The sequence below is a fragment of the Janthinobacterium sp. SUN026 genome (assembly GCF_030397625.1).
GTDB lineage: Bacteria > Pseudomonadota > Gammaproteobacteria > Burkholderiales > Burkholderiaceae_D > Janthinobacterium > Janthinobacterium kumbetense.
Genome location: NZ_JAPQNU010000004.1, coordinates 544,552 through 556,795, shown reverse-complemented (window position 1 = coordinate 556,795; position 12,244 = coordinate 544,552). Strand labels below are relative to the sequence as shown.

Sequence of the window (12,244 nt, the reverse complement as noted above, 5' to 3'; positions counted from 1 at the left end):
AAGATACGGAGAAAAATTAAACCGGGCAGCTGCTGCCGACGCGGTAATCGATCACTTTGATCTTGCCATCGATAATGTCCTTACGCGCACCCAACACGCGCTTTTCGATTTCCGGCGTAATCAGCTTGCGGTTGTTCGCATCGAGCGCCCAGTCCACGCCGCCTTCTTTCAAGCCTTTATAGCTGACGCCGCCCTTCCAGGTGCCGTTCTTGACTTCCATGAAGCTGTCATAGACGGTGTTGTCGACGCGCTTGACCATCGAGGTCAGGATGCTGCCTGGATACAAATGGTTCTGGTTCGAATCGACGCCGATGGCCAGCTTGCCTTTTTCCTTGGCCATTTGCAGGGTACCCATGCCGCTGCCGCCTGCGACGGCGAAGACGACATCGACGCCGCGCTCGAATTGCGAGCGGGCCAGTTCGCCGCCCTTGGCCGGGTCATTCCAGGCGCCGGACGTGGTGCCGACCATGTTTTGCGTGATTTCCGCTTTCGCATTCACTGCCTTGACGCCTTGCGCGTAGCCGCAGGCGAAGTTGCGGATCAGGGGAATATCGATGCCGCCGATGAAGCCGACCTTCTTGCTCTTGCTGGCCATGGCCGCAGCCACGCCCACCAGGTAGGAGCCTTCTTCTTCCTTGAAGACGACGGAATTGACGTTGCTGCCGGCGGCCTGGCCGTCGATCAGCACGAATTTTACGTTCGGGAATTCCTTGGCGACCTTTTGCACGGCTTGCGTTTGCGCAAAGCCGATGGCGGCGATCATGTCGAGTTTCTTGCGGGCCAGGCCACGCATGACTTGCTCGGCTTGCGTATCGCTGGAGGCTTGCACTTCGATGAAGGAAATGCCCGTGTCTTTTTTGAAGCGCGAGGCGCCTTCGAAAGCGGATTGGTTGAACGACTTGTCGAACTTGCCGCCCGCGTCATACACGACACCCAGTTTTGGGGTAGCCGCGGACGCTTGAGCAGTCAGAAATACGGCTGCGATCGTCAAACTAAATTGTGTAAGTTTCATGAATTGGCTCCTGGAAGATCGATATTGTATATTTTTTATAGGTGAAACATATAATTTGGGGCCGATTTAGCCTGTTTTTGATGCACGAGGTGATAATTCCTTATCAACATTGCACTGTATTGCACAAGATCATTGCTGACCTTGACTGCTTTTATGTCGACAATGTGATGCTCATGCAACAGTCGACCCTGTCTCTTTTACAGGTACAACATCGAAGGGGGCTGCCGGAGCGGGCTGGGATGCGCCGTCAGTTGACGGGCAGGGCATGCACGGGACCGGCGCCGCGATGGGCGTCCGAATCACTATGCATCATGCCAGATATGTATGACAAATACGTTTTTGTTTAGTTATTTATATGAAAGCCATATAAATTGCGGCTTCAAGCGGTGGGGGGATTCAGAATATTCAAGAAGGCCCGCACGACGGGCGCGTCGTCCAGCGTGGTGTAGCTGATATACAGGTTGGCCGACGGCGGATTGGTCTTGATCGGCAGAAACACCACGCCGGGCCAGCCGATGCGGCTCGTCGTTTCCGGCACCAGGGTCACGCCCAGGCCCGCGCCCACCATGGCCAGCAGGGTTTGCGGTTCGCTCGCTTCCTGGAAGATCACGGGTTCGAAGCCGGCATTGATGCAGCATTGCACCAGATAGCGGGGAAACGCGGATTTGTCGAGGTTCAGGGTGAGCATCGGTTCGTGGGCGATGTCGATCAGTTCGATGGACGTGTTTTTTGCCAGCGGATGGTGTTCATTGACGGCCACGCAGACGTTTTCGCGGAAACACAGTTCCTGGCGTAAATTGTCGTGACGCAAGTCGTCGTCGTTGAGCTTGGGTTCGCGCCAGAAGCCCACGTCGATTTGCTTGGCGCGCAAGGCTTCGTATTGCACCGTGGGACCAAATTCATGGATGGTCCAGCTGACGCGGGGAAATTTGGTCTGGAATTCTTCCAGCAGGCTGGGGATGGGGCCCCACATGGCCGAGCCGACGATGCCTACGCGCAAGCGGCCCACTTCGCCGCGGTCGATCTGGCGGATGGTGTCGATGGTCATGCGCATCTTGGCCAGCAGGTCGGCCGCCTCGTTCATCAGCGCCTTGCCCGCCACGGTCAGTTCGAACGTGCGCGTGGTGCGTGCAAACAGGCGTACGCCCAGTTCGCTTTCCAGTTTCATGATCTGCTGGCTCAGCGGCGGCTGCGAGATATGCAGGCGCTCGGCGGCGCGGCTGAAGCTTTTCTCCTCGGCAACGGCAAGAAAATACTTTAACTGTTTCAGATCGATGGACATGCTTTCCTTGGCGTTGCGTGGTGCTAGGCGATGGAACGGCGCGCAGGCCTGGTTGCCGGCATGCGCGCTTTCTTTACAGCAGTCCTATTATCGTGCCACGACTGCCTGCATGGCAATGGCCAGCGCCGTGCCGACCTGGGCATTGTGCTTGACCAGCGCGATATTCGTCGCCAGGCTGCGGCCATCCGTCAGCTGCTTGATGCGCGACAAGAGGAATGGCGTGACCTGCTTGCCCTTCACGCCGCCCGCGTCCGCTTCCTGCAGCGCTTGCGTGGTGATGGCGTCGATTTCTTCCTTGGGCATGGCTTGCGCGGCCGGCACGGGGTTGCTGACGATCACGCCGCCTTTCAAGCCCAGTTGCCACTTGGTGCCGATGAAGGCAGCCTGTTCGGCGGCCGTATCGAGGCGGAAATCGGCCTTGAAGCCGCTTTCGCGCGTGAAGAAGGCGGGGAAGCCTTCCTGGCCCACGCTGATGACGGGCACGCCATGGGTTTCCAGGTATTCCAGGGTCAGGCCGATATCGAGGATGGATTTCACGCCCGCGCAGACGACGGCGACGGACGTTTGCGCCAGTTCCTGCAAGTCGGCGGAAATGTCGAAGCTCGTTTCGGCGCCGCGGTGCACGCCGCCGATGCCGCCCGTGACGAACACGGAAATACCCGCCAGTTCCGCGCAGATCATGGTGGCCGCCACGGTGGTGGCGCCCAGTTTACCCTGCGACAGGACGAACGGCAGGTCGCGGCGGCTGACTTTCATGGCGTCGGGCGAGGTGCCCAGCAATTCCAGCTGTTCGGGCGACAGGCCCACGCAGATCTTGCCGCCGATGATGGCGATGGTAGCCGGTACGGCGCCGCCGTCACGGATGATCTGCTCCACTTCGCGCGCCATTTCCACGTTTTGCGGATACGGCATGCCGTGAGAAATGATGGTTGATTCCAGCGCCACGATGGCCTTGCCGGCGGCGCGCGCGTCGAGCACTTCTTGCGAGAACAAGAGGAAATTCTGTAATTGAGTCATGTTAATCCTGTTGAAAGAGGGTAGGTGGGGGCGGCGCCAGGTCGGCGTCGTCAATGTTGTCGAGCGCGCCGGCGGAAATCTGGGGGGAGACGGTGGCCGCGGATTCCAGGGTCATGGCGGCCAGTTTCAGGCCGCGCCGGCACGCCAGTTTCAAATCGCTGCTGTCGTGGTAGAGCGACCAGCAGACGGCGGCGGAGAACGCGTCGCCGGCGCCCGTCACATCGACGGCGTCCACTTCGCGCGCGGCCAGGTGCACGACAGGCGCGTCCAGGCTGTCGCCATCCGTGAAGTACACGCCTTCGCCGCCGCAGGTGACGATCACCTGGCGCGCGCCCTGGCGCTGCACTTCGCGGCAGGCGGCGCGCACTTCGAACGCCGTGGGCAAGGCCCGCGCCACGCGCGTTTCCAGTTCGCCACGGTTGAGGATCAGCAAATGCAAGCCCGTCAGGTCTTGCGGCAGGTGCGCCATCTTCGGCTGCGAGACGGCGACGATGACCAGCGGCGTCGCATGGGCGGCGTCCTGGCGCGCATCGGCCAGCAGCGCCTGCACGCTGTCGTGGCCCAGGTTCAGGTCGCAGACGGTGAGGGCGGCGGCCGCGCGCTGCGGCTGGCGGCTGTGCAAAAAGGCGGGCGTCAGCTGTTCGTAGAGTTGCATGTTGGCCATCGCCAGCAGCATTTCGCCATGTTCGTCGAGCACGGCCGTATAGGTGCCGCTGCTGGTGTTGCTCAAATGCAAGCTGCCGCGCATGTCGATGCCCGCGTCTTCCGCGTGCGTCTGCAGCGCGTGGCCGGCCGCATCGTCGCCCAGCGCCGTCAGCAGGGCGACGGGAATGGACAGGCGGGCCAGGTTTTCCGCGATGTTGCGGCCGACGCCGCCAAACACTTCTTCCGAGCGCACGGGATTCGAGGTGCCCATCTGCAAGGTCGCCAGCGTGCGCATCTTGCGGTCGAGGTTGGCGGCGCCTATACACAGCACGGGACGGCTGTCGGGCAGCACGTAGGCGCGTCCCAGCAGGCGTCGCTCGCGGATCAGGCCGGCGATGTGGCCGGCGACGGCCGAGCGCGACAAGCCCAGTTCGCTCGCCAGGTCTTGCTGCGAGATGAAGGGGTTGTTGCGGATCAGCGTGTACAGCTGGTCTTTTTTATTGGTGTCGGTCACAAGGTTTTCGCTGAAGGTTTAAACATTTGTCTGCGACTGTAAACATTTGTCTTTCATGTGTCAAGCCCATGTCAAGCCCGTGTCAGGCGTGCGCGAAAAGCGGTCGTATGGAGCTTGTATGCATGCATTTTCGGGGCATGGCAGGTCTGGGCTTGCCTGGACTATAATGTCGGCCATTTATATTTGAATTGTATAAATGGGCAAGAAAAATGGTATTTGCCATACATATTCCGTTTGATGCATAGTGGCGGCAAATAGTGGCAATACGCATTTCGATATACCTGTAACACCATACTTAGCCGATACCTGGGCCGCAGTCCTTCACCGGGCACGGCCGCACAGGCAGCAACCCATCATCATTAGTCAATCAGAGGATAACCATGTCGAACAACAGCCCTTTCCACGCCGCCGAAATCATCCGTGCCCGCGCTCCTGCAAATTTCAAGCCGCGCGTGGCGATGATCCTCGGCTCCGGCCTGGGTGTGTTGGCCGAGCAGATGACGGATGCCGTCAGCATCAGCTTTGACGAATTGCCAGGCTTCCCGATCAGCACCGTGCACGGCCACGCCGGCGAACTGGTGGTCGGCACCCTGTCGGGCGTCGCCGTCGTCTGCATGAAGGGCCGTGGCCACTTCTACGAAGGCTATGGCATGGGCGTCATGACGAGCGCCATCCGCACCCTGAAACTGCTGGGCTGCGAAATGCTGTTCGTCACCAACGCCGCCGGTTCCCTGCGCCCTGAAGTGGACGCGGGCAGCCTGGTGGCCATCAGCGACCACATCAACCTGTTGCCAGGCACGCCGATGGTCGGCCCGAACGACGACCGCTTCGGCCCGCGCTTCTTCAGCATGGCCAACGCCTACGATGCGGACCTGCGCAACCTGGTCAAGGACACGGCCGCCACGAACGGCATCACCCTGCACGAAGGCGTGTTCGTCGCCTACCCAGGCCCGAACTTCGAGACTGCTGCGGAAATCCGCATGATGGCCCGCCTGGGCGCCGACACGGTCGGCATGTCGGTGGTGCCGGAAGTGGTGTCGGCCCGTCATTGCGACCTGAAAGTGGTGGGCGTGTCCGTCATCACCAACCTGGCCGAAGGCATGTCGCCATTCGCCCTGTCGCACGAACAAACCCTGAAATACGCGGCCATCGGCGCCAAAGACCTGGTCAAGCTGATCCTCGCTTTCCTCTCCAAAGTCGCTGAAAAACCGCAAGCCTAAGCAATTTTTTATGCAGTAGCGGCGCGCCGGCCACCGGCGCTGCCGCGCGGCAGGCCGGGAAAATCCGGCCTACACTGTCCGCATCATCCACAAAGCGAGCCTTATCATGTCACGCGCATTTATCCTCCTGCTTGATTCCTTCGGCCTTGGCGCGACGCCAGACGCCGCCAAGTATGGCGACGCAGGTGCCAATACCTTTGGCCATATTGCCAGCACTGTCGCCAAAAGCGGCAAGACCTTGAAACTCCCGAACATGGAACGCCTGGGCCTGGGCGCCGCGGCGCACCTGGCCAGCGGCGAATGGGCCACGGGCTTCGACCAGCGCGACGGTTTCACGGGCGCCTACGGCGCGGCGCGCGAGCGTTCCACCGGCAAGGACACGCAGAGCGGCCACTGGGAAATCGCCGGTGTGCCCGTCGAATTCGACTGGGGCTACTTCCCCCGCACGACGCCGTCGTTCCCGGCCGACCTGACCGACAAGCTGAAAGCCATGTCCGGCGTGCCGGGCTTCCTCGGCGACTGCCATGCCTCGGGCACGGACATCATCAACAAGCATGGCGATGAACACGTCGCCACGGGCAAGCTGATTATCTATACCTCGGGCGACTCGGTGATGCAGATCGCCGCGCACGAAGAGTCGTTCGGCCTCGAGCGCCTATATGAAGTGTGCGAAATGGCCTTCAAGCTGGTCGAACCGTACAACATCGGCCGCGTGATCGCCCGCCCGTTCACCGGCAGCAATGGCAATTACACGCGCACTTCCAACCGCCACGATTACGCCGTTGCGCCGCCAAGCAAGACCCTGCTCGACCACGTCAAGGATGCGGGCGGCGAAGTCGTCGGCCTGGGCAAGATCAGCGACATTTTCGCCACCCAGGGCATCTCGCGCGTCGTGAAGGGCGTCGACAACATGGCGCTGTTCGAAGCGCTGTTGAGGACGGCCGATGAAGTGCAGGACAAGTCGCTCACTTTTGTGAACTTCGTCGATTTTGACCAGGCTTTCGGCCACCGCCGCAACGTCGAAGGCTATGCCGACGCGCTGCGCGAAATGGATGCGCGCCTGCCGGAATTCATGGCCAAGCTCAAGGAAGGCGACCTGGTCGTGATCACCGCCGACCATGGCTGCGATCCTACCTGGCACGGCTCCGACCACACCCGCGAACACATTCCGATGATCTTCTTCGGCCCCGGCGTCGCTCCGCGCGCACTGGGCATTTCCGAGACGTTCTCCGATATTGGCCAAACCCTCGCCAAGCACCTTGGCGTACCACCACTTGCTAATGGAACCAGCTTGTTATGACACTCATGCACCCCGAATTCAAGCGTAACGAGGCCGTTGGCCTCGACCTGGGCTGGATCAACCAGATCCGCGTCAACCGCGCCGCGACGGACCGCCGCGCGGCCAGCCTGGCGAACCGCCGTACGGTGAAAAAGGAATACCAGGCCGCCTGGCTGGTGAAAGCCATCCAGATGATCGACCTGACCACCCTGGGCGGCGACGATACGCCGGGCCGCGTGGAACGCCTGTGCATGAAGGCCATGCGCCCGCTGCGCGCCGACCTGATGGAGGCACTGGGCCTGACGGAACTGAGCACCGGCGCCGTGTGCGTGTACCACGAGATGATCCAGCCGGCCGTGAAAGTCATCCAGGGCCGCTTGCCCATCGCCGCCGTGTCGACGGGTTTCCCTGCCGGCTTGACGAGCATGGAAACGAAGCTGCGCGAGATCGAACTGTCGGTCGCCGCGGGCGCCTCGGAAATCGATATCGTCATCACGCGCCAGCATGTCCTGAACGGCAACTGGCAAGTGCTGTACGACGAAATGCTGGCTTACCGCAAGGCTTGCGGCGAAGCGCACGTGAAGGCGATTCTCGCCACGGGCGACTTGCTGACCATGGAAAACGTGGCCAAGGCGTCGTGGGTCTGCATGATGGCGGGCGCCGATTTCATCAAGACTTCCACCGGCAAGGAAGGCGTGAACGCCACCATCCCCGTGGCCCTGACGATGGTGCGCACGATCCGCGAATACCACGAGCAGACGGGTTTCCAGGTGGGCTTCAAGCCGGCCGGCGGCGTCAGCTCGGCCAAGAGCGCGCTGCAATACCTGACCCTGATGAAGGAAGAGCTGGGCAACGAATGGCTGCAGCCGCACCTGTTCCGCATCGGCGCTTCCAGCCTGCTGACCGACATCGAGCGCCAGCTCGAGCACTACGTCACCGGCAGCTACTCGGCCAATCATCGTCACGCACAACCTTAAAGAACAATCGTCATGCCAACAATTAACGAGATTCTCAATACTATGGACTACGGCCCTGCTCCCGAAAGTCAAAAAGAAGCGCAGGCGTGGCTCGACGGCCACCAGCGCACATTCGGTCTGTTCATCGACAATGCCTGGAGCGAGCCGGCCGAGCTGTTCGCCTCGACCAATCCTGCCGACGGCACGCAACTGGCCGAGCTGACGCAAGCCACCGATGCCGACGTGGAACGCGCCGTGGAAGCGGCGCGCCGCGCGCTGCCCGTATGGCAAGGCATGGGCGGCCATGGCCGCGCGAAAGTCATGTACGCGCTGGCCCGCCTGCTGCAAAAGCACTCGCGTCTGTTCGCCGTGCTGGAAACCCTGGACAACGGCAAGACCATCCGCGAAACGCGCGATATCGATTTGCCGCTGGCCGCGCGCCATTTCTACCATCACGCCGGCTGGGCGCAGCTGCAGTCGGAAGAATTCGCCGACTACCGCGCCGTGGGCGTGGTGGGGCAGATCGTGCCGTGGAATTTCCCCCTGCTGATGCTGTCGTGGAAAATCGCCCCGGCCCTGGCCGCGGGTAACACGGTGGTCTTCAAACCGGCCGAATTCACCTCGCTCACGGCCATGCTGTTCGCCGAACTGTGCCTGCAGGCGGGCGTGCCGGCGGGCGTGGTCAATATCGTCACCGGCGACGGCCGCGTGGGCTCGGCCATCGTCAACCATCCGGGCGTCGACAAGATCGCGTTTACGGGTTCCACGGAAGTGGGCCGTTTGATTCGCGAGGCGACGGCCGGCAGCGGCAAGAAGCTGTCCCTCGAATTGGGCGGCAAGTCGCCGTTCATCGTCTTCGAAGACGCGGACCTGGACGGCGCCGTGGAAGGCCTGGTCGACTCGATCTGGTTCAACCAGGGACAAGTCTGCTGCGCCGGCTCGCGCCTGCTGGTGCAGGAGTCGATCCAGGAGCGCTTCCTGAACAAGGTACGCGCCCGCATGGAAAACCTGCGCCTCGGTTCGCCGCTGGACAAATCGATGGACGTTGGCGCGCTGGTCGACCCCGTGCAGCGCCAGCGCATCGCTGCGCTGGTCGATTCGGCCCGTGCCGAAGGCTGCGACGTATGGCAACCGGCGTGCGAATTGCCGGCGGACGGCTCGTGGTTCCCGCCGACCCTGATCACGGGCGCGTCCACTTCCGCCGCCGTGGCGCAGGCTGAAATCTTCGGCCCCGTGCTGGTGGCGATGAGCTTCCGCACGCCGCCTGAAGCGGTGCAACTGGCGAACAACACGGTGTACGGCCTGGCCGCCAGCGTGTGGACCGAGTCGATCAGCCTGGCGCTGGACACCGCGCCTGCCATCAAGGCCGGCGTGGTGTGGATCAACAGCGCCAACCAGTTCGACGCTGCGTGCGGCTTCGGCGGCTACCGCGAATCGGGCTTCGGCCGTGAGGGCGGCCGCGAAGGCATGCTGGAATACATGACGGCCCTGGCCGAAGATGCGCGTCCGGCCTTGCCGGTGGTGGAGGCGAAAGCCAAGGGTAATGTGAAACCGGCGGCAGCTGACCCATTCGCCATCGACCGCACGGCCAAGATGTACATCGGCGGCAAGCAGGCGCGCCCTGACAGCGCTTACAGCACCCCGGTATTCGGCGCGAATGGCGCCCTGCTGGCCGAAGTGGGCGTGGGCAGCCGCAAGGACATCCGCAATGCTGTCGAAGCTGCTCATAAAGCGTCCGGCTGGACCAGCGCCACGGCGCACAACCGCGCGCAAGTGCTGTACTACATCGCCGAAAACCTCGCTGCGCGCGCCGACGAATTCGCCGCCCGCATCGCTGCCATGACGGGCAGTAAAAATCCTGAGAAGGAAGTGCAGGCATCGATCGAACGCCTGTTCTACTACGCCGCCTGGGCCGACAAGTACGACGGCCTGGCGCACCAGCCGCCAACCAAGGGCATCACCGTGGCGCTCAATGAAGCGGTCGGCGTGATCGGCATCGTCTGCCCGAATGAAGCGCCTTTGCTGGGCTTCATTTCGCTGGTGGTGCCGGCCATCGCGCTGGGCAACCGCGTGGTGGTGGTGCCGTCGGAAGCGCATCCGCTCTCCGCGCTGGACCTGTACCAGGTGTTCGACACGTCCGACTTGCCAGGCGGCGTCGTCAACATCATCAGCGGCAACGCCGATGAACTGGCGCGCACCCTGGCCACGCACGCCGACATCGACGCCGTCTGGCGCCATGACGGTTCCGCCGAAGGTTGCGCGGAAGTCGAGCGCCTGTCGGCCGGCACCCTGAAGCGCACCTGGGTCGGCGGCGCGAAGGGCCGCGACTGGTACAGCGCCGCGCAAAGCGGCGGCCGCGCCGTGCTGGCGCATGCGTCGCAAGTGAAAAACGTGTGGATTCCTTACGGCGTCTGATAGGTCACTAGCGTTACAAAGCTGGGGTCAGATCCGCAGGGACTGACCCCAGATCTCATGATTGGAGTTATTCCATGTTGTTAACCCAGGAAATCATTCGCAAGAAACGCGACAAGGGCGTGCTGAGCGCCGAGGAAATCCAGTTTTTCGTGCGCGGCATCACTGACGGCAGCGTCAGCGAAGGCCAGATCGCGGCGCTGGGCATGGCCGTCTATTTCAATGACATGAACATGGACGAGCGCGTGGCGTTCACCCTGGCCATGCGCGATTCCGGCCAGGTGCTGGACTGGCGTTCGCTGAACTTGCCGGGCCCCATCGTCGACAAGCATTCGACGGGCGGCGTGGGCGATGTCGTCTCCCTGCTGCTGGGCCCCATGGTCGCCGCGTGCGGCGGCTACGTGCCGATGATCTCGGGCCGCGGCCTGGGACACACGGGCGGCACGCTGGACAAGTTCGACGCCATTCCAGGCTATTGCACGGTGCCGGACAATGAATTGTTCCGCAAGGTGGTCAGGGAAGTGGGCGTGGCCATCATCGGCCAGACGGCGCAGCTGGCGCCGGCCGACAAGCGTTTCTACAGCATCCGCGACGTCACCGCCACGGTGGAATCGGTGGCCATGATTACCGGCTCCATCCTGTCGAAGAAACTGTCGGCCGGGCTGGACGCGCTGGTGATGGATGTCAAAGTGGGCACGGGCGCCTTCATGCCGACCTACGACAAATCGGTGGAACTGGCCGAAAGCATCGTCGCCGTCGGCAATGGCGCGGGCATGCAGACGTCGGCGATTTTGACGGACATGAACGAGTCGCTGGCGCCGTACGCCGGCAATGCGCTGGAAGTGCGCGGCGCCATGGATTACCTGACGGGCCGTTCGCGTCCAACGCGCCTGCATGAAGTCACCCTGGCGCTGTGCGCCGAGATGCTGGTGCTGGGTGGCCTGGCCGCCACCGAGGAAGAAGCGCGCGTGAAATTGATGGCGGCCCTCGATTCGGGCGAAGCGGCCGAGCGCTTTGCGCGCATGGTGTCCGCACTGGGCGGCCCGGCCGACCTGGTCGAACATCCGGACAAGCACCTGGAACAGGCGCCATTCATCGTGCCGGCGCCTGCACTGTCGTCCGGTTACGCCAACGTGCGCGATTGCCGCGCCATCGGCCTGGCCGTGGTGGCCCTGGGCGGCGGTCGTCGCCGTCCGACCGACAGCATCGATTTCGCCGTCGGCCTGACGGACCTGGTCGGCCTGGGCGAGCAGGTTGCTGTCGGCCAGCCGCTGGCCATGGTGCACGCGCGCACGGCAGCGGCGGCGCAGCAAGCCGTCAAGGAAATCCAGGATGTGTATGCCATCGGCGCGGTGGCGCTGGCGGCCAATCCCGTGATTTACCGTACCATACGTCCGTAGTTGAAAACCGGAGTCAGCCCCCCGCTTGCGATAGCGCTAAGCTATGTGTCGGCGGTGGTCTGACCCCGGTCTTATGAATTCAAGGGTATTGCAGAAAAAATGAACAACCAAGAACTGATCGCCGAAGCCAATGCGGGCCGTGAACTGGCCTACGCGCCCTACTCGCGTTTCAAGGTGGGCGCGGCGCTGCTGTGCAAGGATGGCCGCGTCTTCCGTGGCTGTAACGTGGAAAACGCCGCCTACGGCCTGTGCAACTGCGCCGAGCGCACGGCGTTTTTCAGCGCCATCGCGCATGGCTGCAAACCGGGCGATTTCGCCAAGCTGGCCGTCACGGGCGACACGGCGGAACCGATTTCGCCATGCGGCGCCTGCCGCCAGGTGATGTTCGAGATGGGCGGCGCCGACCTGCCGGTGATCCTGACGAACCTGAAAAACGATGTCATGGAAGTGACGGCGGGCTGGCTGCTGCCGCATGGCTTCGGCAATTCCGACCTGGACATGAAGTAA

General features: G+C 62.6%; 10 protein-coding genes. 6 read left to right on the top strand and 4 right to left on the bottom strand.

From position 1 onward, the window contains the following. Nucleotides 1–16: 16 nt before the first annotated feature. The 4 genes from OX459_RS20835 to OX459_RS20820 form a co-directional block, all read right to left on the bottom strand. On the bottom strand, nucleotides 17–1,012 hold the full coding sequence (locus OX459_RS20835) for a BMP family ABC transporter substrate-binding protein (RefSeq protein ID WP_086145103.1): 996 nt from the start codon (nucleotides 1,010–1,012) through the stop codon (nucleotides 17–19). A 379-nt stretch (nucleotides 1,013–1,391) separates the two neighbouring features. Further along, entirely contained in the window at nucleotides 1,392–2,294 is a 903-nt protein-coding gene (locus OX459_RS20830; protein WP_289906410.1) for a LysR family transcriptional regulator, read from the bottom strand. 87 nt (nucleotides 2,295–2,381) lie between these two features. Further along, a complete protein-coding gene (locus tag OX459_RS20825; RefSeq protein ID WP_099665374.1) occupies nucleotides 2,382–3,311 on the bottom strand; it encodes a pseudouridine-5'-phosphate glycosidase in 930 nt (309 codons plus the stop codon). A 1-nt stretch (nucleotide 3,312) separates the two neighbouring features. Continuing rightward, complete coding sequence (locus tag OX459_RS20820) at nucleotides 3,313–4,470, bottom strand: carbohydrate kinase (RefSeq protein ID WP_099665373.1); 1,158 nt, start codon at nucleotides 4,468–4,470, stop codon at nucleotides 3,313–3,315. 380 nt (nucleotides 4,471–4,850) lie between these two features. Here OX459_RS20820 and xapA point away from each other — a divergent pair, with 380 nt between their 5' ends. From xapA to OX459_RS20790, 6 genes are all read left to right on the top strand, one after another. Beyond that, nucleotides 4,851–5,690 carry a xanthosine phosphorylase gene (gene xapA / locus OX459_RS20815; RefSeq protein ID WP_099665372.1) on the top strand — a complete coding sequence of 280 codons (840 nt, stop codon included), beginning with the start codon at nucleotides 4,851–4,853 and terminating at the stop codon, nucleotides 5,688–5,690. A gap of 106 nt (nucleotides 5,691–5,796) precedes the next feature. Then, nucleotides 5,797–6,990 (top strand): phosphopentomutase, encoded by a 1,194-nt coding sequence (locus tag OX459_RS20810; RefSeq protein WP_289906409.1) that lies wholly within the window; start codon nucleotides 5,797–5,799, stop codon nucleotides 6,988–6,990. Further along, nucleotides 6,987–7,946: a deoxyribose-phosphate aldolase gene (gene deoC / locus OX459_RS20805; protein WP_099665370.1), complete on the top strand. Its 960-nt coding sequence runs from the start codon at nucleotides 6,987–6,989 to the stop codon at nucleotides 7,944–7,946. The genes OX459_RS20810 and deoC overlap by 4 nt, the downstream gene beginning before the upstream one ends. 42 nt (nucleotides 7,947–7,988) lie before the next feature. Next, nucleotides 7,989–10,340, top strand: a complete 2,352-nt coding sequence (locus OX459_RS20800) for an aldehyde dehydrogenase family protein (RefSeq protein ID WP_289906427.1) — start codon at nucleotides 7,989–7,991, stop codon at nucleotides 10,338–10,340. Nucleotides 10,341–10,414: 74 nt separating this feature from the next. Further along, nucleotides 10,415–11,737, top strand: a complete 1,323-nt coding sequence (gene deoA / locus OX459_RS20795) for a thymidine phosphorylase (protein WP_289906408.1) — start codon at nucleotides 10,415–10,417, stop codon at nucleotides 11,735–11,737. An 87-nt stretch (nucleotides 11,738–11,824) separates the two neighbouring features. After that, entirely contained in the window at nucleotides 11,825–12,244 is a 420-nt protein-coding gene (locus OX459_RS20790) for a cytidine deaminase (RefSeq protein ID WP_354004615.1), read from the top strand.